Source organism: Bacillota bacterium (assembly GCA_023511455.1).
Classification (GTDB): Bacteria; Armatimonadota; HRBIN16; order HRBIN16; family HRBIN16; genus HRBIN16.
Genome location: JAIMBJ010000008.1, coordinates 88,147 through 112,966 on the forward strand (window position 1 = coordinate 88,147; position 24,820 = coordinate 112,966).

A 24,820-nucleotide genomic window follows, 5' to 3' on the forward strand; every position below is an offset into this window, starting at 1 on the left:
TACTGATTATACCCGAACGGTACATCTTTCGGAAGCCCTTTTGCCCGCAGAATGCATAGAATCGCTAGAGAATTGATAAGAATGGCAAACCGCCAAACTCGCCTTCATGCAGGAGAAATGCCCTGCAGGTCAGAATATTGCTTTGCTAAACATTTGACAGCAAGGAGGGGTTCGGCATGGAGTGCGAAGAGTATTCGCTGCTAGCGCGTCTGTCGGACATCACGGTGGAGCGGAATATCCCCTTCAACGTGATGTTTGAGCTCACGCACCGGTGCAACACGCGGTGCAAGCACTGTTATCAACACCATCCCCGACGCGCCGATGGGGAATTGACCACGGAAGAGTGGTATCGCGTGATGGACGACCTTGCAGCGGCGGGTACGCTGTACCTCACGCTGACGGGCGGGGAACCCCTTCTGCGCAAAGACTTCTTCGATATCGCACGTTACGCTCGCAAGAAGCGGTTCGCGCTGAAGATATACACCAACGGCACGCTTGTTACTCCCACAGTCGCCGAGCGGATAGCCAGCCTGCGGCCGTTCACGGTGGAAATCAGCGTGTACGGTTCCAATGCCGAAACACACGACGGAATGACGCAGGTAAAAGGCAGCTTCGACCGCGTGCTACGCGCGGTGAGGTTGCTGGTCGGATTGGGACAGCGGGTTATCCTGAAGTGCCCGCTGGCGACATCCAGCTTCGGGCAATACGAGGACATCATGCAGATGGCTCAGCAGCTGGGAGCGGAATACCGTTTTGACCCCACCATCGCCCCCATGAACGACGGCAATATGTGTCCCACCAACCTGCGCATCGGCATGGACGAGCTGATGAAACTGTACGATGACGAGCGGGTGTTCAAGAAAAAGGGTTTGCCGTCCATGGGACCCGACGACAGGGTGAAGATGTGCGACGCGGGGCGCAACAGCATGGCAATCAACCCATGGGGCGAGGTGTATCCCTGTGTGCAGATGCTCGTCCCCTGCGGCAACGTGCGCGAGAAGTCCGTTCTGGAGATATGGTACGGCTCCCGTGAGCTGAGGAACCTGCGGAATATCACTCCCGATGACCTCACGCAGTGCCAGACCTGCGAGGTGAAGCAGTACTGCAGTCGCTGTCCCGGGCAGGCTCTTCTGGAGGACGGCAGTTTGACGGGCTGTCACAGCCGCGCAAAGGTGATTGCCCGCATCCGCAAGCGTCTCGCCGAACAACAACAGCAAGCAACAGGAGCAAATCCCCTGCTGCGCGTCGTGGCTTAGGACGCACACGTCCTTTACGGAGGTTCTTCGTCAGAGACCGTCCGCCACATCGTTCGGATGCGGTTGTAGCGGTAATCGTACTCAGGCTCGCCGCCAATCTGGCAGGCGTAGAAGAGGTAGATGCGGGTTGCGCCTTTCTCGTTCAGCACGAGAGCTTCGGGCACATGTATCGCAGGCGCATCGGCGTCCGGCTCTATGTATCCCAGCACCTGCCAGTTCAGCCCATCGCGTGATACCGCCTCCACGATCTTGCGCCCGGTCCATGGGTGATTCGCGTAACCGCTGGCATCGGCGTAAGCGTAATAGAGTTTGCCCACCTTCACCACATCCGGATTGGGAAACTCCCACAGGCACGGTTCCTTGCCGGCACGGATGACCTGCCAGTCGGCGGGGTTCAGGAAGTCGCCGCGGTTCTCCGCGTAGCCCATCGCCACCCCGCGCGGCGTCCAGTAATCGAACCACATTTTGAACACGCCGTTCTCGTACAGGATGGAGGGGCGGTGGTACGAGCCGTACACCACCACATCGCCTTCGATAGCTTTTCTGCCGTACTCGCGCGGGTAGGCAAGGATGGGCTTCTCCGAGCGTTTCCAGTGGATGCCATCCTCGGAGACCGCGCCCATAATGCACAGGTAACTGCCGTCGGAGTCGGAGGGAGTGCCGTCGGGCTTGCGGTCTTTATCGTGCCCGGTGGCGCTGTAAGCCATGTAGTAGCGCTTACCCACCTTCACCACGCTGGGGTCGCCGTTATGCCACTCGTCGAAATAGGTACCCAGCGGCGCAAACAGCGGTCTCCACAGTCGGGGATTACCTGTGGCATCCCATTTGCCATCACCGGCGTACACCTCCCACGGACCCTCCAGTCGTTTGGCACGGGCAGCGAAGATGGCATCACATCCCCTGAAGCCGGGCACGTTGGTGTTGCAATCTTCCATCGCCCAACCGAAGAACCATGCTCGGAAGGGATATTCCGCGCCCGGCTCATGCAGCACATGGAAGTTATACATGTTGCGGAAGCCACTGAGGATGTTCTTCCCGCTGCGCTGCCATAACGCCGTACGGTCGCGAAAACGTTCGGGGGGAAGCGGCTGCGAAAAAACCACGAGTGCAAGCACCATCAGAGCGAAACCTGCTCCGAGAACCGCCGCAGTCAACGGCGGAGTGACACCCGCCAACCGCCGACTGAATAAAACGAATCCGTTGCGAAATCTCATGAGAGCAACTTTCACCTCCTGCCCGAGGGGGTAACCCCTTGTAGAATCAGCGTTTCCCACACCAGACATGACCAGTACTCGAAGCGCATTCTTCCGTTTTGGGGTTTGTTTGCGTACACGCTATTTCCTGTTGGGATTTTCCATTTTTCCAAAAAAATGTAGCGCAAACTCCTTGACATTTTCGCAAATGCATAGTATACTATATATAGCATAATGTATCATAATGTATTTTATTATCGGAATGGTGTGAACATGGAAGAGCCGATACTTTACAGGCAAATCTACCATGCGCTAAGAGAAGAGATACAGAGCGGTCATTACCCGCCTGGCGCGCAATTGCCGACCGAGGCGGAGCTGATGCAGCGATTTGGGGTCAGCCGGGTCACGGTACGGAACGCTCTGGCACTGCTGCAGCGGGAGGGGCTGCTCGTGCGTATTCCGGCGAAAGGCACCTTTGTGCGGCAGCGTGAATCGTCTGCTTCTCTCCCCAAGCTAATCGCTCTGTTGGCGCTGGACGTTCAGCTGGATTTCTTTGGCAAAATCATTCGCGGTGCGGAGCAAGAAGCAGCCGCGCACGGTTACAAGCTGCTGGTACGCTCCACCGACAACGACGCGGAAAAGGAGCGGCAGTGTTTGCTGGAGCTGCAATCGCACGTGGCGGGTTTCGTTATCGCCCCAGCGACAGGTAACCAGAACCATGCACACTATGGACAACTGCTCGTGCAGAGCGTGCCGTTTGTTTTTGTAGACCGTTATCTGCCCGAGTTCAATGTGGACAGAGTGACTTCCGACAACGTGCATGGGGGGTATCTGGCCACGCGCCACCTGCTGGAGCTGGGTCACAGGCGTATCGGGGTCATCTCTCCCCGAAAGTCCACCACGTTCACCGAGCGGTTGCGCGGTTATCAGAAAGCGTTGGAAGAGTTCGGCGTACCGTTTGACCCTGCGCTGGTTGGTCACTCTGTCAGCAAACGTCGGGATGGCTGGGAGGAGTATTTGTATCAGGGGAGAGTTCAGGCAAAGGCGTTACTGGGTTTGCCCGAACCACCGACAGCCCTTTTCGCCATGAATGATTGCTTAGCGGCGGGCGCCTTGCGCTACCTGCGGGAGTGTGGCATCGCGGTGCCCGAAGAGGTTGCGTTAGTGGGCTACGATGGCATGGAGCTATCCGACCTGATGAGCCCCGCTCTGAGCACTGTGGAACAGCAATCGCTGCGTATGGGGGCAGAGGCGGTGCGCCTGCTGGTACGGCGTATTCGGGAGCCGGAATCACCACCCCAGCATGTGGTATTGCCGGTGAACTTGCGTATCCGTGCCTCGACAATAGCCTCTACGGCGCTGGTGGCTTCCACTCTCCATGCTGCGTCAGTAAAAGGAGGTGGTTAACGGAAAAATTCTGGAAGAACCTTGTCGCGCCATGTTGCGGTCTAATGGAGTGCTAGCCAGGACGTTCAACTAATCTAATCAGGAGGTGTAACAAGCATGTCTCGCAAGGCTTTCACGCTGATTGAATTGCTGGTGGTTATCGCGATTATCGCGATTCTGGCAGCCATCCTGTTCCCGGTGTTCGCCCAGGCTCGGGAGAAGGCTCGCCAGGCAACCTGCACCAGCAACATGAAGAACATTGGAACCGCCTGGGCTATGTACGCGCAGGACTACGATGAGACGGGTGCGCCCATGTGGGTGAAGAGCAACCTCAACCGGGGATGCTTCCCGGTAGTGGACCCCAACTTCCGCGCGCCGTACACAGGAACTCCGTGGGGTCAGTATTGGCCCGACCTCATCTATCCGTACGTGAAATCGGGACGGGCTGCTGCCTATGACGCACAGGGACGCCCCATCGCGAAAGGCAACCGCGGAGTCTTCACCTGCCCAACGGGCGACGCGCTCATCCCCGCGGTGGGCGGCGAGAGCGGATGGGGCTCGCTGACTTACGGTATCAACCAGAGCAACATCAATGCCGACCCCATCAACCCGGAGAGCGCAGGCGCTGCCGCTGGTGGAGGCGCGGACTTCCTGTGCGGACAGGACCCCGGCTGCCAGGGCTGGGGATGGGGCTGCGCGAAGGGCGCACAGCTCGCTCGCCTGACCCATCCGGCGGACTCCATCGTGTTCATGGAGGGACCTGTGGGCACGGGACCGATGTTTGCCGAGTGCTGCGGCATGGATAGCTACCCCGGCGACCGCGCAACCATCCTGGCGAAGATGGCAGCTGCTTATCCCGCCGAGGGCGGATTCCCCGCTGGTTACCACCCGAACCGCCCGCTGAAGCGCGCGAAGACCGATCCTAACTTCTGGGTGATGGAGAACGGTATGCTGAACGACGACGGTACCGTGATGCCCGTGCAGCGGTCGAACGACCGGGCTTTGCACCCGCACAACAACGGACAAAACCTCGTCTTCGCGGACGGGCACGTGAAGTTCCAGCGGGATACCTTCATGCGCCAGCACACGGCGTCATCTGACTGATATCTGTGGGGTGTCTTCCCCGTAAAGAGGAGGACACCCCTTTTACAGGGAGGTGGACAGGAATGCCGCAGACGATACAGCGTGGCGGTAGCCAGAGAGGTTCCGACTGGCGACAGCGCGAGGTGCATCCGGGCGTCGCGGTGCTGGCGGGGGTGGTGATACTGGTCTTCATCCTGTTCCTCGTCAATCAGTTCATCACACCGATATTTCCGCGCCGACAGGTAAGCCAAGAAGAAGCATGGCAGCAGAAGCAGCAGGAGCTGCAGCAACGAATGCCTCAAGGAGGATGGGTGTCGCCGGCACCGGGCATGCCGCCTGTGTACGTTCCGCCCGCGGGACAGACAGCTCCGCCCGCACAGGGGCGATGACATTCCCTTCGGAGGGCGAGGCTTCTGCCGAGCCGCGTGGCGCGGTTTTCGGCTCACCGGGAGGTTCGCCCTCCGGTTGACGCCCAACCCCCTTGTGGAGGGCAAGGCTCCAGCCGAGACGTATAACCTCTATAAAGAACTCTGTGGCGAAAGACAGGCTGACTGTTGCACTCTATGATTGTTTTTTAAGGAGGGTTCTTGACTATTCATGCAGTGTAACACGCGCGTGCGCTCGCTCAGTTGGCGAGCGGTAGGCATCGGTTTGCTGGCTTCTTTACTTATCGCTGCGCTGGACCCCTACGGGCTGTACGTTATCCAAGGCTCCTACATGACTCTCGACTACAGTACCCCTGCAGCCGTTTTTGGGTTCTTTGTGCTGGTGGTCATCATCAACGGGTTATGGAAACGCCTGAGCCCGCGCACCGCCCTGCAGTCTGGTGAGCTAATCACCATCTATGTGATGATGATTGCCGCCTGTGTCGTCCCCACCCTGGGTTTGACGGCGCAGATTCTGCCTGTGCTGGCAGCGGTTATCTACTATGCGAACCCGGCAAATGGCTGGGACCGCCTGATACATCCCCATCTGCATCCTCTCCTCGTGCCGCGCGACAAGGAGGCGGTAAGGCTCTTCTTTGAGGGTAAGCCGGGGGCTACGGTGCCGTGGGAGGTGTGGCTGCCGCCATTGCTGGCGTGGATGCCCCTCATCCTCGCGCTATATTTTGTGATGATTGCCATCATGGTCATCTTCCGTCGTCAATGGATGGACCGCGAGCGTCTGGCTTTCCCCGTCACCCAGCTGCCACTGGAGATGGTCAACGCGCAGGACCCCCTGCTGCGCAAAAAGTTGTTTTGGCTGGGGGTCGCGTTGCCGTTCGCGGTGGGTAGCCTCATTGCCCTGCACAACTACGCGCCTTCCGTGCCCGCTCCCAAACTCAATGTGTACGTGCCCCTCTTCCGCGAGACGGTCAGCTGGAGCTTGCGCTTCAGCTTCCCCATGCTGGGCTTCTTTTATCTGGCAAACCTGGATGCGCTGTTCAGCCTCTGGTTTTTCAACCTGCTGTTCATGGTGGTGCGCGGCTACCTGAACATCTATGGGGTGGAAATCCGCGAGGACCTGGGCGGCGCTTACGGCACACCCTACATCCCTTACAAATATCTGGGCATGGGAGCAATGCTGATGCTGGTGGCAACAGGGTTGTGGGCGGCGCGTTCACACCTGGCGGATGTCTTCCGTAAATCCATCGGCAGGGGCAAGGACGTGGATGACAGCGGTGAGGTGCTGAGCTACCCTGTGGCCTTCTGGGGTACGGTGCTGGGTTTGCTAGCGATGAGCGTTTGGATATGGTGGTCGGGACTGCCTTACTGGGCGACATGGATGTATCTGCTCTTTATGATGGTGCTGTTCTTCGGGCTGACGCGCGTGGTGGTGGAAACGGGTCTGGCGGAGGCAGTGGCGGCGATGATTGCGCCTGTGTTCACGGTAGCGGGATTTGGCAGTACCCCCTTCGGGCCGCGTGGGTTGACAGCACTGGGGTTAACGTGGGTCTACTCCGCCGATATTCGCACCACCGTCATGGCTTCCAGCATTCACGGCATGCGTTTAGCCGAGCGCACCGGCGTGCGCTCGCGCGGGCTGTTCTGGGCGATGATGCTGGCAATTGTCGTCAGTATCGTGGCGTCGGTGTGGGTCACCCTGCTGCTGGCGTACCGCTACGGCGGCGCGAATCTGAACCGATGGTTCTTTCTGGACGGTCCGCAGTTCCCCTACAAGTGGGTAGCGGGCAAGATAAACAACCCCTCCGACCCCAGTATCACCGGCTGGCTGCTGACGGGCTTCGGCGCGGCGGTGATGGGTTTTCTCAGCGCGATGCGACAGCGGTTTGTGGGCTGGCCCTTCCATCCTGTGGGCTTCTGCGTGGGCAGCACGTGGATTATGGACGAAATCTGGCTTACCTGCTTCATCGCCTGGCTGGTCAAGTTTCTTATCCTGCGATTCGGCGGGTTGCGCTGGTTCCGCCTGTCGTTGCCTTTCTTCCTGGGGCTCATTGTCGGGCAATATACCTGCAACGGCTTCTGGCTCATCATGGACTACTTCAGCGGTGCAAAGGGCAATCAGATATTCTGGATATGAGTTATGGCAGAATCCACATGGTAAAGGTATAATGCTCTTGCGCAACACGGTGCAGGAGGTGGTTGTGGTCATGCCCATCTACGAGTATCGGTGCAACGCCTGCCGAAGGCGATTTAGCGTGCTGGTGGGAGTGATTGCGGAGGACGACCCTCTCCAGTGCCCGCGCTGCGGGGGGACGGATGTTACACGCCTCATCTCGCGCTTTGCCCGCCTGCGCAACGAAGATGACATCATTGATGATATGCTCGATCCAGACAAAATCGGGGACCCGGAAGACCCCAAAACCATGCGCCGATGGGTCAAAGAGATGGGCAAAGAGCTGGGCGAAGATTTCACCGACGAGTTCGACGAGATACTTGCCGAGGAGGAGAAGAAAGCAGCCAGAGGCGGCGGTGACGAGGGAGAGGAAGAAGGCGGCTCCGAAGATTTGCCTTAAGCCTGCTGCGCCAGCACACGCACATCCCCCACCCGGCGCGTCAAACCCAGGCGGTCAAAGTACTCCAGCAGGGGCACGACGAACTTGCGGCTGGAGCCGGTGAGGTCGCGAAACTCCCCAACGCTGAGGGAACCCTTCTGCTGGATCGTGCGTTTCACCAGCTCGGCGAGTTCCGCAAGCGTGTCCCGATGGAAGTACATCTCCTCTTCCAGCTTCACCAGCACCCCCTGCTCCAGCAGCACCTCTATCATCGCCTTGACTGCAGGAGGCGGTGCGCCCACCTGTTCCGCAATCGCTTTCAGAGGCGGAGGAGTGGCTCCCGCCTCACGCAGGATTTGCTCCACACGCTTTGCTAGCCGCTGTTGACGCTCGTTCAGGCGGATGGTGAAACCCGATAACCGCACCTGCGCACCCTGCAGGGCGATGACTCCGTCCTTTTGCCAGAGCAACAGCATCGCCTCGAACAGGCGAGCAGGCAACCGCCCGCCCAGCGTGGAGCGCAGTTCCTCGCGGGGCATGCCCGCGCGCAGAGGGTTCTGCTGGTGATAGCGGCGCAACGTTTCCACGACCTGCTGGCGAAGGTTCTCCCATGCGCCTCGCGCCAGCCACACATCTCCAACACGCACTGCCTGCTGACGCACCTCCAGCTGGCTCAGAATAGCGGAAACGCTGGTTGCGTCCATCTCGGCGCGGCGGATGAGTTCCTGCTCATCCATTCCCACAGGCGATTGCGCCAGGATAGCCAGCATCTTCTCCTCTGGCGCACCTTCCAGCAGAGAACGCAACCTTGCCAGCACAGCAGGGTCAAACCGTCGGTGCCGCGGAGCATGGGGCTCCAGCACGATGCCCCCGCCGATGGTGAACATGGGCGAATAGGTACGGATGACAAACCGGTCACCGCGCGCCGCCACCAGCGTTTTCTCCAGACGCAACTGCACGAAGCTCTGCGCACCCGGCTCCAGCCGTTCGCTGTCCAGCAGGGAGACACGCCCAATCACCTCCGCCGTGCCCAGATATAGTCGGATACGGGCGCGATGCGGTAACCCTTTGGCTGCGTTGGGAAGCAGGCGCAACTGCGCATCAAAAGCACGGGTGGGCTGGAAGGTGCCCGGTGGAACGCACACCATCCCGCGCTCTATCTGCTCTTTTTCTATGCCCGGCAGGTTGATGGCAACACGACTGCCCGCGACTGCCTCCTCCACCTTGCGCCCATGCACCTGTATCTGCCGCGCTCGCGAATGCAGACCGGGGGGCAGTATCTCAACGGGGTCGCCTGCACGCACCCGCCCGCTGATCAGTGTGCCCGTTACCACCGTGCCTGCTCCAGCCAGCGTGAACACGCGGTCCACGGGCAGGCGGAAGGGGGCACTCACTTCGCGAGCGGGCACATGCGCTACCGCCTCCTGCAAGGCGTTCAACAGCTCCTGCAAACCCTGCTTGGTCACCGCCGACACCGCGACCACAGGCGCGTCCTTCAGCGGCGTGTCCTGCAAGAAAGCGCGTACCTCGTCGGTAACCAGTTTCAGCCATTCCGCGTCCACGAGGTCGCACTTGGTAATCGCGACCACGCCAGCCTTCACGTCCAGCAGGCGCAGGATGTCCAGGTGCTCGCGGGTCTGAGGCATGATGCCCTCATCAGCGGCGATAACCAGCAGCACCACGTCCACCCCGCCTGCGCCCGCCAGCATGTTTTTGAGGAACCGCTCGTGCCCCGGCACGTCCACGATGCCCACTGTCTGCCCGTCTGGCAGGGTCAGCGCCGCGAAACCGAGGTCAATGGTCATCCCGCGCTCCTGCTCCTCTTTCACGCGGTCGGGATTGGTTCCGGTGAGAGCGGTAATCAACGTAGACTTGCCGTGGTCCACGTGCCCCGCCGTGCCGATGATGACGTGTTTCTCTGACATGTTTACCACCCGCTGGGCGAAATCGGCTCATGTATCACGGATTGTTACTTCGACCTGAAGAGTGCAAAACCTCTTCGGCATCCAACACCCCGCTGGCGGGCGAAGCTCTCGCCGAGCCGTTAACACCTCCCCGCCAGCGGTGAGGCCAGGTGGGGGATAGCCCACCACATGGTCCCCCGCCGCGTTTTTTCAATGCTCTCGCAGGAGATTTGACATCTACAGGGCGAAAACATATAATGTTTCCGAGATAGCAGGCAACCCGGAGGACTGCTGTCTTGGGTGTGAATTCAGCACAAGGAGGAATGCGAGTGAAAGGCTTGTCTCGTCTCGTAGCGCTGTGTACTCTGGCGCTGACCCTTGGGATTTTCGCAGCACCGCAGGCTCGGGCGCAGTTCGACAACGCCTCAACCGACTTGAGCCTGCGGTTGGGAGCGAACGTGGTGAACCGCGCGAGCATGCGTGTGGTAGGCGACGTGTGGCTGGCTGTGGGAGCAGATGTGAAGCTGCGCGGCGGCTCGCCTATTGGCGAGGGCGAGCTGTTGCTGGGCGTGGACTACTACACCCGCAGCAAGGGTGGGCAAACGTCCAGCATCACCGCTGTTACCCTGACGCAGGTGTTCTCGGTAGACCCCTCCGAAAAGTTCAAGGGCTATATCGGTGTGGGGGCAGGAGTATACGTGCTGAAACCTGCTGGTGTCAGCGCGAAGTCCGTATTCGGTGGAAAGGTCGTGCTTGGCTACGACATCAATGAGAGAGTGTTTATCGAGTTCAACTACCACCTCACCGAAAAACAGCAGGATTTCCGCGGCGATAGCACCACCATTCTGGTTGGATACCGACTCTAAGGCGGCGGGGGCGGTAGCATACCGCCCCTTCTTCATCTCTCCATGAGACAACGTCGTCCTCTGAAACTGTTTGCCGGCAACGGAAACCCCGCTCTGGCTCAGCGTATCGCCGCTGAACTGGGCATATCGCTGGGCAACCTGATGGTACGCCGTTTTAGCGACGGCGAGGTGCGCGTGGAATGCCATGAGACGGTGCGCGGGTGTGATGTGTTTGTGATTCAGTCCCTTTGCCCGCCCATCCATGACAACCTGATGGAGCTGCTTATCCTGCTGGATGCTCTGCGGCGAGCTTCTGCGGCGCGTTTGACGGTGGTGATACCCTACTACGCCTACTCAAGGCAGGAGAAAAAGAACACCCCGCGCGACCCCGTGCCCGCGAAGCTGGTGGCGGATATGCTCACCACCGCCGGGGCGAATCGCGTCATCACGATGGACCTGCACGCGGAGGCGATTACCGGCTTCTTCCACATCCCGGTGGACGACCTGAGCGCGCTCTCGCTGCTGGTACACCACTTCGTCCGGCTCCGCGAAGAGAATCTGGTGGTCGTTGCCCCGGACGCCGGAGCGGTACGGCTGGCGCGTGCGGTGGCGCGGAAGCTGGAGGCACCGCTGGCGGTGGCTTATGCCCGTACCGGGCGTACCGATAACCCGGCGCATATCCGGTTCGCAGGCGACGTGGAAGGCTTGAAACCGCTGGTTATTGAGGATATGATTGTCACGGGAAAACGGGTAGAATCCTGTGTGAAGGCGTTGATTCGGCAGGGGTGCATCCCTGAGGTGCGGGTAGCTGCCACGCATGGCGTGCTGGCGGGCGATGCCAGCCGGCGAGTCATGCAACCGGAGGTGGTGGAACTGGCTATCACCGACACCATCCCCCAGCAGCACCAGCAACCTCGCGTGACAGTCATATCGACGGCGCACCTTTTTGCTGAGGCGATTCGACGGATATACTTTGACCGAACACTGGATACCATCGTTCTCCCTCAAACGGTGAGAGATTGACAGGGGAGGCAACGTCTATGGCACAGCGTTTGACTCTGGAACAAATAGCGCACGTTGCGAATCTGGCGCGGCTGGCGATGAGCGAAGAGGAGATGCGCCAGATGGAGAAGCACCTCAACAACCTGATGGCGCAGTTCGAACGCTTGCAGGAGCTCGACACCACCGGTGTGGAGCCGACCGCGCACTCGTTCCCGGTGTACAACGTGTTCCGCGAGGACGCCGTACAGCCCTCTCTGCCCCACGAGGAGATTCTTGCCAACGCCCCTGACCAGCGCGACGGCTGTTTCATTGTGCCCATTATTGTAGAGGAGTGATGCCGAATGCCCGTTCTGCCCGGCGCAACGCGCGAGGAGATACTGCAGGTGGTGCGCGGGTTAGGGCAGCCGGACTACCGCGCCCAGCAGATAGCCGAATGGGTGTACCGCAAGGGCGCGCACACCTACCAGCAGATGACCAACCTTCCGCAGGGTCTGCGGGATACTATGCCTGACATACTGCCCCTCAAAAGGCTGGAAGTCGCTCGCGCCCAGCATTCCGCGGACGGCACTGTGAAGTACCTGTTTGTGCTGGGAGATGGCGAACAGGTGGAAGCGGTGTATCTGCCCTATGAAGACCGCATTTCGGTATGTATCTCCTCGCAGGTCGGGTGCGCGGCGGGGTGTCGCTTCTGTGCTACTGGACAGATGGGCTTCAGCCGCAATCTCACCGCCGGCGAGATGGTCGACGAGGTACTCACCATCCAGCAGTCCGCAGGACAGCGCATCAGCCACGTGGTATACATGGGCATGGGTGAGCCCCTGTGGAACCTGCAGGAGGTGGTGAAGAGCATCCTGCTGCTGAACCGTGAAGTGGGCATTTCGCAAAGGCATATTACCGTTTCTACGGTCGGCGTCGTACCCGGTATTTACGAGCTGGCGCAGCATCGCCTGCAGATAACGCTTGCCATCTCGTTGCACGCGCCCGATGATGAACTGAGGAAAAGCATCATGCCCGTCGGGCGGAAGTGGAAGGTGCGGGAGCTGATCGACGCCGCCCGACATTACACGGAAGTGACGGGACGCAAAGTCACCTTTGAGTATCTGTTGCTTCGCGGCGTGAACGACGAGCCGCACCATGCGCAGGCACTGGCACAGCTGGTGAAAGGTCTGGTGTGTAACGTGAACCTGATACCGTTTAATCAGGTGGATACGCCCGAAGGCTTTACCCGCCCCGAGCCGTCGCGTGTGGCTCGATTCCGCAGGGTGCTGGAGGAGGCGGGCATCGCCGTAACACAACGTGTAGAGAAAGGACACGACATTTCCGCCGCATGTGGTCAGTTGAAATTAGAAACGGCGCAGGCGCGCGCCTGATACGGTTTTCGCCTCTGGTAGCGGTCGCCGCACTGTGGCTTTTGGGTACGGCGATAGCTGCACTCGCGCAATCGCCCCAAACGCTTCTGCAAAGAGCGGCGTCGGGCTTAGCTGTGCCGACATCGCCAGCCGTGCGCCTGCAGGGCACGGTGCAGGTGTTCTACCCGATGAGCAATACGGGCACCATCACGCTGATGGAGGACGGTGACAGGTTTCACGCCCTCCTGCATGTAGGCGGTGTGGATAGCGAGAGTGCATACGATGCACGTGCCGGCGTCGGATGGCGCAGACAGCATGGGCTGGTTCTTCCTCTCGAATCAGGCAACGTACAACCACCCGAACGGCTTTCTCTGCTGCGCCTGCGCAAGGTGATGTTTGAAGGGGCAAGCGGTAGTCTGGGCGTGATAGACTGTGGTACCTGCACCTTACCCGATGGGCGGCAGGCACGGTGGCTGAAAGTGGTTGCGCACACGGGCACTCCGTGGGATATCTACTGCGACTCCGAAGGTAGCCTGATAGCATGGGGTTACCACGAGAGCGACGACCTGCGCCGCCGCCCGACTCAGTTCGTCGTGATACCCACCGGCTGGAAAGAGCAGGACGGCGTCCGCTTGCCTGTGGATCTGAAGCTATACGAAGACGAACGCCACACGCAGACGATACGCTGGGAGCGCAGTGAACCTCTGCCGAGGGAAGTGCTGCAATCGAAACTCCGAGCGCCGGCTTCCCTGCCTGCGCCTGCCGGGTTGCCCGTTACCCTGCCCGTTCGCTTCTCCCAGCGCGAGATATTCGTGGAGGTGAAGCTGAATGGGCGCGAATACCTGATGATGCTGGACACGGGTGCAGGCATCACCGTCGTGGACCAGCCGGTGGCAGAAGCACTGCGCCTGCCGCCGGGCGAGACATTTAACCTGCTTGGCGCGAGCGGACCAGGCGCAGCTTCGGTGACCAGGCTGGCAAGCCTGCAGATGGGCAGTGTCACCTTGCGAGATGTGCAGGTAGCGGTAACCGACCTGGGGCTGATACGCCTTATCGGCGGCAGTCGGTTTGGGGGAATACTCGGCTTCAACGCGCTGAACCGGTTTCGCGTGACGGTCGATTATCACCGGCGCACGGTGACTCTGGAGAGACCGGGTGGTGAATTACCTCCGGGCAGAGCGATAACCACTGAGTTTTTTGGTGCGACACCGATGCTGGAGGTGGAGGTCGAGGACATCGGCAAAGTGCCGATGTTGCTGGACACCGGCGCGGCAATGAGCATTCTGCCCGCAGAGTCGGGTCAGCAGTGGCAACCTTACCGCCCGGCATCGCTGGGGCTGACGCTGGGAGTGGGTGGGGCAGGGAATGTTCCCCGTGCAGCTCGCGCCGGTTTCGTCCATCTCGCCGGGGAGACCATCCGCGGCGTCACGCTGATGTTCTCCTCGCCAGCCCCGAAAGGCGCGCCGGTACAAATACTCTCGGAGGCGGGCTTCGGCTTGCTGGGCAATAACCTGCTTCGCCATTTCCGACTCACCATCGACTACCCCATGCGCACGGTGGTATTGCAGCGAATGCCCCAGCCTGCGCCAATGGACGACGCCGCGACGGTGGGCATCGTGCTGGACCTGACGGCGGAGAGCGCGAAGGTTGCGGGAGTAACCCCGCTTTCCGCCGCGTGGGAAGCAGGCGTGGAGCGGGGGGATGAGGTACTGGCGGTGGACGGACGTTCCACCAGAGGCGTGCCACCTTCCGAAGTGCAAAAGTGGCTGACGGGCGCAGAGGGAACGCTCAAGCGCATTCTCCTGCAGCGTGGCTCAAAGCGCTGGCAGGTGCGGCTCCAGTGCCAGCCGATGTTTTAGAAGTTTGTCTATAGACCAGACTTCCTCAACACGAACACCCCCGAATCCGCTTCCCCTGTCCGGTTCAGCTGGTCGGTCAGGCGGGCGAACTCGCGCCACTGGGCGGGGGAGTGCAGCTCGGGGCGGTGTTGGCTGCCGATGATGCCCTTGCGATAGAGCTCGCTGGCGTGCAGGTGCAACGGCAAGGCGTCGAATCCGGCGTACTCCACCCTGTATCCGCACCGCTCCACCAGAGCCTTCATGCCCTGTACCGAGGGGATACTGAGGTGGCGCGGGGCGTCCAGCTGGAACCAGTCGGTACCGTAGTGCTTCCAGTGGTACGACCCCGCCAGCGGCAACCGCACGAGTATCCTGCCGTCGGGCTTCAGCAGCTGCTTTGCCAGCGAGAGTTCGCCTTCGGGGTCGGGTACATGCTCCAGCACGTGATGGTACATCACTACGTCGTATGGGGGTGGTTGCGCTTCTATGTGCTCGCGAAGGGTGCGCCGATACACGCGAACCCTGCCCCCGATGGGCTGTTCGGAAGGATAAAAGGGGTCGATGCCTTCCACGTTCCTGAAACCCACCTGATGCATGATGAGCAATAGCAAGCCACTGCCGCAGCCGACATCCAGCACGCGCGCATCGGGCAACAGATTCAGCAGGCGGATACTGCGCACGCGCGGGTCCTGCTGGGGATGCACCAGCAACACCAGTTTGCCCAGCAACCCCTTTCCCGTGGCTACCGTGCGGTCGCGCCATGTGCGGATGATGCCCAGCAGGCCTCGATAGTAGGCGTCCGGTAAGGTATTGTAGGCATCGTATTCGCGTGGATAGTAGCGTTGCAGGTCATCGGGAGGCTGAAGCATCTGCAGAGAGCCACATGCGCCACACTCCGCGTACTCCCACTCTCCCTCCATGCCAAACAGGCGCTCCCGCGCGGTGAAGGTGCGCGCTGCGGTTGTAGTATGACACCAGAGGCATCGATAGGTCATCAGAAACGCTAGCCCTGCCCTTTCTCAGTCAGCACGATATCGATGGTAACACCGGCCCCTGCAAACGTCAAGCAGGAGCTTGTCTATACACCGCGAACCGGAAGGATATAAAGATGCGGAGAGTGGTCATCATGATGCTGACGTGCCTGCTTCTGGTAGCAGCAGTTCACGCTGCGCCGAAGGTGGAACTGATTGGTCAACCATGCCGTGCGAAGAACGTACTGGCAGCGCGCTATGTGATTGCTCCCGATGGTAAGGAGTGGTTCGTGCTCACCAACATGAACGAGGCGGCAGGCATGGAACTGCTCTTTATCGATTTTCGAAGCAATACAGGACAGGCAATCCGTGCTCCGGCAGGAGCAGGCTCCTGGGCACTGCTGCAGGTTCCGGGCAACCGTCTCATTGTGGGTACGTTCTACGACGGCGTGTTCATGGTGTTCGACCTGCAGCGGATGGAGTTTGTGAAGGTCGCGGACTTTCCGGGAGAAAGCTACATCTGGAATCTGGCGTTAGGAGCCGACGGGCGTGTGTACGGCGGAACCTATCCGGGCGGCAAGCTCGGCGCACTGGACCTGAATACTTACACGGTGGAAGACTGCGGTGCGCCCGCGTCTCCGAACATGTACCTGCGATATGTGTCCGCCCTGCCCGACGGACGCATCCTGTGCGACTTCGGCATGGAGAAGCCTGTCAACCTGATTTACGATCCGCGCACGAAGAGGTTTGAGCAGACTCCCCCTGTGCTGCAGGGCGTCAGCCGTGGCGTATCGTGGAACGGTTATTTCCTCGCCGGTTCGCGGGTGCTGGACGGCAAAACGCTACAGCCTGTGGAACCGCCGTTCCCCCTACCGCCAGGCGAGGGCGGTTGGGCAGTGGATGTGAACCTGACTACCGACGAAGTGCTGTATCTGCGACAGGGCAGCGCCGTTTACCGGTATATGAAAGACGATGAAAAACCGCAGTTGCTTGCCTCTGTAGATTTACGCGGCGGCGGAATCTACGCCGCTACCGCCAAAGGCGAACTGCTCGGTGTACGCGGGCAGGACTACTTCGTCATTCAGCCGGGCGACGCGCAGGTCGCTCTCAAGCCGATACCGGTGGACTCCGCCCCACGTCCGACACTGTTTCTGCGTCTGGACAGCAAAGGCAGGTTATGGGGCGGTCCGCACTTCGGGCAGACGCTCTTCTGGATGGATACCCGCACCCGACAAACGGTGAACACAGGCACCATCTGTAACGCGGGGGGCGAGGTATACGATGTGGCTTTCGTGAACGACAAGGTGTACGCGGTTGCCTACGCGGGCGGCGACATTGTGCAGTACGATCCTGAATCTCCCTGGGACCAGTGGAACAACGTCAATCCGCGTGTGATAGCCAGTGTGGGCGAAAAAGGCTATATCCGCCCTACCGCGGGAGTAGTCGCTGCGACCGATGGACGACTGTATTCCGGCTGGATGGCAAAATACGGTGTGTACGGGGGAGCAGTGGTCATTACCGACCCTGCAACCGGACAAACCCAGCTCATCGAAAACCCGCTGGGTGCGCAGGCAGTGGAAGGGCTGGCGGTGGACGAGCATTTTATCTATGTCGGAACTTCGCTGGGCGCGAACGGCTTGCCCAACAAGAGCGGGGAGTGGGCACGATTCGGCATGATCGATAAGGCGACGCAAAAGGTGGTGTTCCGGCACGAGTTTGAAGGAGCATCCGGCGTGCGCACCTTCTGGCTGGATACGCGCACGAAGCGGCTGGCTTTTTCGGTGGACGGGAAACTGCACCTTTTCAATACTGCCACCCGCGAGTTTGCACCGGTCTCAAGCCCGCCCAAAGTGGGCAGCCGCATCATCGGGCTGGGCGACGGCAGGGCGTACTACGGTAGCGGAAAGACGATAGTGCAGGTAGACATGAACACCGGCGCCACCGAGACCGTTGTGGAACTGCCCGCTGGTGTGTCGAATGTAGCCGTCGAGCAAGACGGCACCCTGTATGCGTCCTGTGGCGCAGATATCTATCGCATCAGGAGGTAGCCATGCAGTTTACAGAAACGCTCCCATCTCCTGTGGGCGTGTGTGTGTTGCCGCCGCGCCCACGTAACGCCGCACGCACCGTCAGCTATGGTCACTATCTGCACGAGATACTCACTCACGCCGGTTTGTGTTACCAGACCATCCCGTCCGATACGCTGGAGCAGATTCTGCCTGACGTGCGCGTGCTGGTGACGGTCGGCGATACGGCTTTGCCCGAAACCACCATCGATGCCCTGTCTCGCTGGGTGGAAGGGGGCGGGATGTGGCTGGCGATTGGAGGCACCGCGGGCGCGCCTGCGCTTTTTGGGGTCAGGGAGGAATCGGCAACCTACTCCGGCTGGGGAGCCAGCATGGGTACGCTGGGCGAAGGCTATCTGCAGGTCAAGACCGCCGACCATCCCGTGCTGGCGCATGTCCCTGTGCCTCTGCACTTTTTCAACGGCGTGCCCGTACATGCAAGCATCGGCATTGCTCACGCGGGCGTGCTGGATGCACACCAGAGAAGAACGTCTCGCGCGGCGGTGGTGGAAAGGCGTGTGGGCAACGGACGATGCCTGCTGATTGCGCCGGATGTCACAGGCACGGTGGTGCGCATCCAGCAGGGCGTGGCGGTGACGCGCGACGGCATCTCCGCGCCCGATGGCACTGCACCCATCTGCGATGATATGCTGAAAAGCAGCGACGGCGCGGTGCTGGACTGGTGGTTTGACCGCCAGGCGGTGGAAGGGGTATCCGGCTTTCATGCCTTCCTGCACCCCATCGCGGACATCTGGAGGGAGATGGTCATCCGCGCGATACTGTATCTGATGCAGATACGCAAAGTGGTGTTGCCGATACTGTGGCTTTACCCGCGCAATCTGCCTGCCCTGGCGCATTTATCGCATGATACCGACGTCAACGAGCCCGCCAAAGCAGAACAGATGCTGCAGGTGCTTCAGCAGGCAAGAATACATTCGACGTGGTGTGTCATCCTGCCCGGTTACCCTGCGGAGATTATCGCCCGCATCAATGAGGAAGGTCACGAGCTGGCGATGCATTACGACGCGGTCGAAGAGGGCAGTATCTGGAATGAGGGCGCATTTCACGAACAGTGGCGGCAGCTGCGCTGGCTTTTCGGCGGCAAGCACATTACCACCAACAAGAATCACTACCTGCGCTGGGAGGGCGATACCGAGTTCTTCGAATGGTGCCAGCGGCGAGGGGTTCAGTTAGACCAGTCGAAGGGACCCTCCAAAACGGGTGAAGCGGGCTTCAACTTCGGCACGTGCCATCCGTACTTTCCTGTGGACCCGCGAGGCAGAGCGATAGACGTGCTGGAACTGCCAACCCTCACGCAGGACCTGAACGTGTTTGCCCCGGATGCCCTGCTCGATCCCTTACTGAAAGCGGTGGAGCGGCACCACGGCGTCCTGCATCTGCTTTTCCATCCCGCCCATGTGGATAAGCAGGGCATTGCCGAGACCATCCTGCACTCTATCCGCACCGCGCAGGAGCGAGGCATGGAATGGTGGACAGCACGACGAATCAACGAATGGGAACGCGCCCGCCGGACGGTGCGGTGGCTGGCTTACCAGCAACAGGATAGCGCGCTTGTGGTGCGTGTGCGCAGTGAGACGCCGTTACACGAAGCAACTTTGCTGTTTACCGGGGAACACGCGGAGGTGAACGCGGACGCAGAGACGCCCCTGCGTGTACAGCGCACGGAACGCTGGGGTTTTGCGATGACAGCGGTAACACTCAACCTGCACGGCGAGGTGACCTTGCGTTTACGGTAAGAGGCGTTTCTTCACATGGTCTCGGCGTGAGACTGTCTAAAGGGGGATGTAACCATGCACGCATCGGTAGCCACCGACCTGCCCGCCATTGCCGGCGGCGAACCGGCGAAGCGGACGCCCTTCGGGCGCGAAAAACGTTACGGCGAAGAGGAACTGCAACAGCTGCGCGAGGCGCTGGAGCAGGGGAGCCTGTTTTACGCACATGGCAACAAGGTGAAGACGCTGGAAAAGCGTTTTGCCGAGCTGAACGGGGTACCCTATGCGGTAGCCTGTAGCAGCGGCACCTCCGGTATCCACGCCGCGCTGATTGCAGTGGGTATCTCGCCCGGTGATGAGGTGATTACCTCGCCAATCACCGACATGGGAACGGTAATACCCATCCTGTATCAGGGTGCGGTGCCTGTCTTTGCCGACCTCCATCCGCATTCCTACACCATGTTACCGGAGTCGGTAGAGGCACGGGTCACCCCGCGCACACGCGCGGTGATAGCCGTACATCTGTGGGGCAACGCCTGCGACCTGAACGCACTGCGCGACATCTGCCGCAAGCACAATCTGTGGCTGATCGAGGACTGTGCGCAGGCGTTCGGCTGCCGATACATGGGTGAGGCGATTGGCACATTCGGCGACATCGGCTGCTTCAGTCTGAACGAGTTCAAGCACATCTCCTGTGGCGACGGCGGCATCGTGATTACCCGCGATCAGCGGCTGGCTACCCGTCTGCGCCTCGCTACCGACAAGTGCTACAACCGCGAGCCGGGAGTCACCCAGCGCAACCCCACATTCCTTGCCAATAACTGCCGCATGACCGAGCTGCAGGGGGCTGTCGCGGTGGCGCAACTGGAGAAGCTGGAGAGCATCGTGGCGCGGCGGCGGCACTGGTGTGAGGCGCTGAGCGAAAAACTGCACGGATTGCCCGGCATCACCCTGCCGCAGCCGACGGCGGGCTGCGAACCATCTTGGTGGTTCTACATGATGCGCGTCGTACCCGACTCACTGGGCGCAGATGCCGACACTTTCGCCGAGGCGTTACGCGCAGAGGGGCTGCCCGTCGGCGCGCACTACATCGCGCAGTGTGTGTATGAGTACCCGATATTCACCAACCACTCGGCGTTCGAGCGTGGCGCCCATGCCTACACCGCACGCCCATACGGCAAAGGGCTGTGCCCGTTCGCAGAGGCGATTCTTGATACCTGCGTGCTGTTGCCGGTGAACGAGGCATACACTGAGATTGACCTGGAGGAAACCGCGCACGCCATCCGCCGCGTGGTGCTGTGGTTCCGGAGCAGGAACCAGAGATAGACGGAGGGGCAGACCAGTGCGTCTGCCCCCGTAGCGTGTTTGTCCCTAACGGATGCGCCAGATAGCCACGTGGTCTACCACCACGCCTGCCGCGCCGAACCACTCCACGCGCGTCTCTATCGCGCCGCCGGGGTGGCTGGTGGTGAGCGCCACGTAGCGGTACTCGCCCAGCGGCAGCTCCTGCGCCTGCACGATACGCTCGGCAGTCACGGGGTTGCCGCCGCCAACGCAGGTATCTACCTTCAGCAACGCTCCCTGTGCCTCACCCGTGCGCTTCGTGCGGAACAGCACCAGATACCGTCCGGCAGGCATACCGGCGTAGGGACCGAACACGATATGCCCCGGTTGTGCCTTACCCGGCTCCGCGCTCCACGCCGTGCCGCCGGTAGCTTCCGGGTCGGGAAGCTCTGCACCTGACAGATGCCCCAGATTCTCCGCTTCATAGAAACCCGCCGGTTCCAGCTGTTGCGGGGGCGGTAGCGTGCCAACCACCATATCCGGCTTTACTCGCAGCACGGGGATACGCACCTCTCGTCGTCCGAACGCGCCCTCGAAGGCGATTTTGACCGTATCCGCGACAGGTATCCCCTCTACCAAGACGTCCACGCCGTTCGGCGGGAAGAGGTCTATCGTGTCGAAGGAGGTTGCCGCCTGCTGAAGCCCTTCCTCCACGCGCACGGACACCTCCTGACGCTCCTTACCGGTGTTGCGCACGTGCAGGGTAAAGGAGATACGCTCGTCGCCCAGCACCGCAATACGGTCCGGCGGGCGCACGATGATTTGCTCGCGCTCCATTGCCTGCCGGTACAGCGTCGCCAGGTGGTCCGGGCGCACTGCCACATAGTCGTCGCCCAGTCGTTGCAGAAGGTCGCGCAGCATCGGCAGGCTGGTTCCCCAGTTCCACAGGAACAGGTGCAGGAAGGCAGGTCGCTGTTTGGGGGTGAGCGCACGTATCTGTTGCTCCCACAGGGCAACCTGTTCTTCAGGAGAAGCGTTTTCGCGCCATCCCATCACCGCGTGGAACACCGGCACGTTCCGTGAGGTGAGGTAGGTGGCATCCTCGTAGCGGGTAACGCGCCTGCCGTAGTCGGGGAACAGAGCCTGCGGGCGTACCAGCTCAGCGTACTGTGCGATGAGCTTTGGCTGCGTGATACCCATAATCCACGCGGCGTGCAGGTCCATCGGCACCATCGCCAGGCGGGTGAGGTTCAGGAAATCGGTATATACCTTCTCGCGGTCGCGGTAACGTATGCCGTACTGGTCCGGGTAGGTGTAGCCCAGCCCCGACACCGCGGTGAGCCAGTAGTCCTGCGGCGTGGAAGTTTCGTAGTAGTAATCTACTACCGCGGGGATCAACAGCCCTGCCGCAGGGCTCATCGTCCAGCCGATAGGGATTTTGCCTCGCAGGGGGTCGCGCCACAGCTGCGGGAAGTTATGCGTGGTAAGCACCGGCAGGTTGTCCCCGTCGGACATGATGAAGGAGACGTACACCTTGTTGTCCCTCAATGGGGGCGCGGGCGGCGCGGGCTTCTGGCGGAACTGCGCCACGCGGATGCCCGAATGCACGGTGAGATTGGAAACGTTAATCGTGCCCACCAGGTACTTGCCGAACTCCGCGAAGAGGGTAACACCCGGTCCCTCACCCATGCCGATGTCTTTGCCAGCCCACGGGTAGCTGAGTACACAGGTGTTGGGCGGCATCTTCGCCAGTATCTGTTCCGCGAGACGCGCTTCCGCATCGGGGTCGGAGTACGGTCGTGCTCCGTCAATCGGTCCTGAGATCCAGAAGATGAACACGCGGTTCCGCACCAGATAGTCGCGCAGCGCGAGGTGGTCGGGATAGGAACACGCGACCAGATGGTGGTTCATCTGCTCCCAGAGTGTCTCAAACGCCCAGCGGTAAGCATCCACGTTCTTTTTCCACCGCCCGCGCAGGTCGGCGATAACGGGCAGGGACAATTCTCTGGCGATTCGGGGCGACGCCACCACGGCGTTATGCACTCCAGCCAGCATGGTCGCGACGTTTTTGGTTGCAGGCACTGCAGGGTCGGTAATCACCATGCCCTTAATCACCGAACGGAACCGCTGTAACAGCTGCTGGGGATTGCTTACACGCTCCGTGCGCTTCACCCAGCCGCGCTGTCGCATCCAGTCCAGCCAGAACTGGTCGGTCTCGTTGAAGAGATAGTAAATCTGTGGTCGCTGGCGGTTCACAATGCCCTGCAGGCTCAGCAAGAGCATCTGCCAGTCGGCAGATAGCGGGCGAATATCCGTCACCAGCAGGGTGTCTGCAGGAGCGGATGAGCGGGCGAAAATCTCGTGAAGCGAGGGCGAACGTGTGACCGGCAGGTCTTCCGGTTCTCCAGAAGGTTGTGGTGGGTTCACACGCTGAACGCCCTGAGGCACCTGCGCACCCTCCACGCGGAAGAGGCTCACTCTGTCCACACGCAGTGAAGCGTAACCCGTCCAGCGCAGGCGACACTCCAGCTTGCCCCCGTCATAGCGGAAGAAGAGGGGGATTTGCACGTATACGCCGGGAGACAGGTCGGTGTCCGCTACCTCTCGCGCCGCCAGGATGTTCTGTCCGTAGCCCACACAGGCATCTATCTCTGCCACGGTTTCGCCGTCGCGGATGTCATCCAGCATCTTCACGCGGAAGAACGCGGCGTATGTGCCGGGTGGCAGTTCGATATAGGGACCGTAGAGAATATGTCCTTCAAGGTCTCGTTGTCCGCCGCGGTCAGAGGTTCGGGCTTCGCGCGCTTTGCCTCCGTGCGCCCCGGCATCGTTGACTATCCGCCCCACATTCGAACTGGCTTCCTCCGCCTCCCACATACGAGCGGGTGAATACTGTGTTTCGGGCAGTTTCACCGAGGCAGTAACCTCACGCCGCACCTGCGCCCAGTCGGGGGTCTGTTCGGCAATGGCAGCGGAGACAATGAGAAGAAAGAGCAACCCGCTTTTCAGACAACGTTTCATCGCTGCATGACCTCCTGTAGCGTTGCCTGTAGATTCGCAGTGTGGGAACTCTTCTCCTCTGGGGAAAGCTGAGCCAATGGCGACGTGATAACCGTAGTGGAGGGCGCGGCTCCTGCCGAGCCGTGAACTCCTCCCCGCCCGTAGGGCATGGGGTAGGGCGGCTCACCCGGAGGTTCGCCCTCCAGCAATTGCGCGGCTTACGCTGCCTTGCGCATGACGTCCCTTTGTTGTCCGCGCACGATGTTCATCAGGGTATCCAGCGCACGCACGATCTCCTCTTTGGCTCGCATCGCCTCGGGCAGCAAGCGCTCTGCCTGCTGCTTCTGTCCGCGGTTCGTCAGGGAGACAATCTCCCGCTCCAGCTGATGGAAACGAGCGTGCGGCGCTGCCATCGCCTGAAACTCGGGGTAGGAGCCGAAGTCCCTCTGACCGGAGCTGTAGTACCATTTGCCGAAGTGGCAGCTGGTATGGTCTCCTAAACCGGCTTCCGTCAGTGAGACCTTACCGTCTATCACCCTTCTCAGACGCTCCGCGCGGCTGGTGTGAGCGTTCTTGAACACGTGGATACACTCTTGCAGGGCGGTGCAGTCGCCGGTGTTGAATTGCGCCAGCGCAAGCTGCAGTTCGGCTGCCATTTTGGAGAGCTCCTGAGCGGTAGCCGCGACTTCCTCGTTCGTGGCGGTGAGTTCTTCTGCGCTCGCCGCGGCTTCCTCGCTGATGCTCGCCACCGACGCAATCGCCGACGACACCTGCTCCGCGCCAGATGCCATCTCCAGCGCAGCTCGCGCGTTCTCCTCGGCACTCTGCAGCACTGTGCTCACTGTCGCCAGCACCTGCTGCACACTCGCGGACATCTCCTCTGCCACCGCCGTCACCAACTGCACTTCACCAGCCACCTGCTGCGCCGCCCCGATAATCTGCGTCAACGCAGAACCCACCTGCTCACTGCGCGCA

General features: G+C 60.7%; 18 protein-coding genes and 1 pseudogene. 14 read left to right on the forward strand and 5 right to left on the reverse strand.

All coding sequences use genetic code 11. From position 1 onward, the window contains the following. Nucleotides 1-176: 176 nt before the first annotated feature. Nucleotides 177-1,256: a radical SAM protein gene (locus tag K6U75_07120; protein ID MCL6474807.1), complete on the forward strand. Its 1,080-nt coding sequence runs from the start codon at nt 177-179 to the stop codon at nt 1,254-1,256. 14 nt (nt 1,257-1,270) lie between these two features. On the opposite strand, the gene K6U75_07125 is transcribed toward K6U75_07120, so the two are convergent. Continuing rightward, the gene (locus K6U75_07125; protein ID MCL6474808.1) at nt 1,271-2,470 is read right to left on the reverse strand and encodes a hypothetical protein; all 1,200 of its coding nucleotides are present in this window, start codon (nt 2,468-2,470) and stop codon (nt 1,271-1,273) included. A 252-nt stretch (nt 2,471-2,722) separates the two neighbouring features. Between K6U75_07125 and K6U75_07130 the strand changes: the two genes are divergently transcribed. The 5 genes and pseudogenes from K6U75_07130 (at nt 2,723) to K6U75_07150 (ending at nt 7,874) form a co-directional block, all read left to right on the forward strand. After that, nucleotides 2,723-3,856 carry a GntR family transcriptional regulator gene (locus tag K6U75_07130; GenBank protein MCL6474809.1) on the forward strand — a complete coding sequence of 378 codons (1,134 nt, stop codon included), beginning with the start codon at nt 2,723-2,725 and terminating at the stop codon, nt 3,854-3,856. A 96-nt stretch (nt 3,857-3,952) separates the two neighbouring features. Continuing rightward, nucleotides 3,953-4,135: pseudogene (locus tag K6U75_07135) on the forward strand (DUF1559 domain-containing protein). Nucleotides 4,136-5,001: 866 nt separating this feature from the next. After that, nucleotides 5,002-5,307: a hypothetical protein gene (locus K6U75_07140; GenBank protein ID MCL6474810.1), complete on the forward strand. Its 306-nt coding sequence runs from the start codon at nt 5,002-5,004 to the stop codon at nt 5,305-5,307. Nucleotides 5,308-5,515: 208 nt separating this feature from the next. Then, nucleotides 5,516-7,438, forward strand: a complete 1,923-nt coding sequence (locus K6U75_07145; protein ID MCL6474811.1) for a hypothetical protein — start codon at nt 5,516-5,518, stop codon at nt 7,436-7,438. A gap of 70 nt (nt 7,439-7,508) precedes the next feature. Next, the gene (locus K6U75_07150; protein ID MCL6474812.1) at nt 7,509-7,874 is read left to right on the forward strand and encodes a zinc ribbon domain-containing protein; all 366 of its coding nucleotides are present in this window, start codon (nt 7,509-7,511) and stop codon (nt 7,872-7,874) included. On the opposite strand, the gene selB is transcribed toward K6U75_07150, so the two are convergent. Next, nucleotides 7,871-9,778: a selenocysteine-specific translation elongation factor gene (gene selB, locus K6U75_07155; protein MCL6474813.1), complete on the reverse strand. Its 1,908-nt coding sequence runs from the start codon at nt 9,776-9,778 to the stop codon at nt 7,871-7,873. The genes K6U75_07150 and selB overlap by 4 nt on opposite strands. Nucleotides 9,779-10,086: 308 nt before the next feature. Between selB and K6U75_07160 the strand changes: the two genes are divergently transcribed. The 5 genes from K6U75_07160 to K6U75_07180 are packed head-to-tail and all read left to right on the forward strand — an operon-like array spanning nt 10,087 to nt 14,812. Next, entirely contained in the window at nt 10,087-10,623 is a 537-nt protein-coding gene (locus K6U75_07160; protein ID MCL6474814.1) for a hypothetical protein, read from the forward strand. Nucleotides 10,624-10,665: 42 nt separating this feature from the next. Beyond that, on the forward strand, nt 10,666-11,625 hold the full coding sequence (locus tag K6U75_07165) for a ribose-phosphate diphosphokinase (GenBank protein ID MCL6474815.1): 960 nt from the start codon (nt 10,666-10,668) through the stop codon (nt 11,623-11,625). 17 nt (nt 11,626-11,642) lie between these two features. Continuing rightward, nucleotides 11,643-11,939, forward strand: coding sequence for an Asp-tRNA(Asn)/Glu-tRNA(Gln) amidotransferase subunit GatC (gene gatC, locus K6U75_07170; protein ID MCL6474816.1), 297 nt, complete (start codon nt 11,643-11,645; stop codon nt 11,937-11,939). A gap of 6 nt (nt 11,940-11,945) precedes the next feature. Next, the gene (rlmN, locus tag K6U75_07175; protein MCL6474817.1) at nt 11,946-12,974 is read left to right on the forward strand and encodes a 23S rRNA (adenine(2503)-C(2))-methyltransferase RlmN; all 1,029 of its coding nucleotides are present in this window, start codon (nt 11,946-11,948) and stop codon (nt 12,972-12,974) included. Then, a complete protein-coding gene (locus K6U75_07180) occupies nt 12,932-14,812 on the forward strand; it encodes an aspartyl protease family protein (protein MCL6474818.1) in 1,881 nt (626 codons plus the stop codon). Before rlmN ends, K6U75_07180 begins: the two co-directional genes overlap by 43 nt. Before the next feature lie 8 nt (nt 14,813-14,820). Here the strand turns inward: K6U75_07180 and K6U75_07185 are convergent, their stop codons facing one another. Then, nucleotides 14,821-15,786 (reverse strand): class I SAM-dependent methyltransferase, encoded by a 966-nt coding sequence (locus K6U75_07185; protein MCL6474819.1) that lies wholly within the window; start codon nt 15,784-15,786, stop codon nt 14,821-14,823. A gap of 113 nt (nt 15,787-15,899) precedes the next feature. Here K6U75_07185 and K6U75_07190 point away from each other — a divergent pair, with 113 nt between their 5' ends. Genes K6U75_07190 through K6U75_07200 form a run of 3 tightly spaced genes read left to right on the forward strand, consistent with a single transcriptional unit; the run spans nt 15,900 to nt 20,887 of the window. Then, nucleotides 15,900-17,810, forward strand: a complete 1,911-nt coding sequence (locus tag K6U75_07190; GenBank protein ID MCL6474820.1) for a hypothetical protein — start codon at nt 15,900-15,902, stop codon at nt 17,808-17,810. 2 nt (nt 17,811-17,812) lie between these two features. Continuing rightward, the gene (locus K6U75_07195) at nt 17,813-19,585 is read left to right on the forward strand and encodes a hypothetical protein (protein MCL6474821.1); all 1,773 of its coding nucleotides are present in this window, start codon (nt 17,813-17,815) and stop codon (nt 19,583-19,585) included. A 54-nt stretch (nt 19,586-19,639) separates the two neighbouring features. After that, nucleotides 19,640-20,887: a DegT/DnrJ/EryC1/StrS family aminotransferase gene (locus tag K6U75_07200; GenBank protein MCL6474822.1), complete on the forward strand. Its 1,248-nt coding sequence runs from the start codon at nt 19,640-19,642 to the stop codon at nt 20,885-20,887. A gap of 45 nt (nt 20,888-20,932) precedes the next feature. Here the strand turns inward: K6U75_07200 and K6U75_07205 are convergent, their stop codons facing one another. Both K6U75_07205 and K6U75_07210 read right to left on the reverse strand, forming a co-directional pair. Next, a complete protein-coding gene (locus K6U75_07205; GenBank protein MCL6474823.1) occupies nt 20,933-23,866 on the reverse strand; it encodes a hypothetical protein in 2,934 nt (977 codons plus the stop codon). A 197-nt stretch (nt 23,867-24,063) separates the two neighbouring features. Then, nucleotides 24,064-24,820, reverse strand: a 757-nt coding sequence (locus tag K6U75_07210) for a CZB domain-containing protein (protein MCL6474824.1), incomplete at its 5' end; no start/stop codon positions are given.

What these genes read in the sequence shown, in the direction of transcription:
- K6U75_07120 (MCL6474807.1), top strand. Translation starts at nt 177, where the DNA reads ATGGAGTGCGAAGAGTATTCGCTGCTAGCGCGTCTGTCGGACATCACG.
- K6U75_07125 (MCL6474808.1), bottom strand. Translation starts at nt 2,470, where the DNA reads ATGAGATTTCGCAACGGATTCGTTTTATTCAGTCGGCGGTTGGCGGGT.
- K6U75_07130 (MCL6474809.1), top strand. Translation starts at nt 2,723, where the DNA reads ATGGAAGAGCCGATACTTTACAGGCAAATCTACCATGCGCTAAGAGAA.
- K6U75_07140 (MCL6474810.1), top strand. Translation starts at nt 5,002, where the DNA reads ATGCCGCAGACGATACAGCGTGGCGGTAGCCAGAGAGGTTCCGACTGG.
- K6U75_07145 (MCL6474811.1), top strand. Translation starts at nt 5,516, where the DNA reads ATGCAGTGTAACACGCGCGTGCGCTCGCTCAGTTGGCGAGCGGTAGGC.
- K6U75_07150 (MCL6474812.1), top strand. Translation starts at nt 7,509, where the DNA reads ATGCCCATCTACGAGTATCGGTGCAACGCCTGCCGAAGGCGATTTAGC.
- selB (MCL6474813.1), bottom strand. Translation starts at nt 9,778, where the DNA reads ATGTCAGAGAAACACGTCATCATCGGCACGGCGGGGCACGTGGACCAC.
- K6U75_07165 (MCL6474815.1), top strand. Translation starts at nt 10,666, where the DNA reads ATGAGACAACGTCGTCCTCTGAAACTGTTTGCCGGCAACGGAAACCCC.
- gatC (MCL6474816.1), top strand. Translation starts at nt 11,643, where the DNA reads ATGGCACAGCGTTTGACTCTGGAACAAATAGCGCACGTTGCGAATCTG.
- rlmN (MCL6474817.1), top strand. Translation starts at nt 11,946, where the DNA reads ATGCCCGTTCTGCCCGGCGCAACGCGCGAGGAGATACTGCAGGTGGTG.
- K6U75_07180 (MCL6474818.1), top strand. Translation starts at nt 12,932, where the DNA reads ATGTGGTCAGTTGAAATTAGAAACGGCGCAGGCGCGCGCCTGATACGG.
- K6U75_07185 (MCL6474819.1), bottom strand. Translation starts at nt 15,786, where the DNA reads ATGACCTATCGATGCCTCTGGTGTCATACTACAACCGCAGCGCGCACC.
- K6U75_07190 (MCL6474820.1), top strand. Translation starts at nt 15,900, where the DNA reads ATGCGGAGAGTGGTCATCATGATGCTGACGTGCCTGCTTCTGGTAGCA.
- K6U75_07195 (MCL6474821.1), top strand. Translation starts at nt 17,813, where the DNA reads ATGCAGTTTACAGAAACGCTCCCATCTCCTGTGGGCGTGTGTGTGTTG.
- K6U75_07200 (MCL6474822.1), top strand. Translation starts at nt 19,640, where the DNA reads ATGCACGCATCGGTAGCCACCGACCTGCCCGCCATTGCCGGCGGCGAA.
- K6U75_07205 (MCL6474823.1), bottom strand. Translation starts at nt 23,866, where the DNA reads ATGAAACGTTGTCTGAAAAGCGGGTTGCTCTTTCTTCTCATTGTCTCC.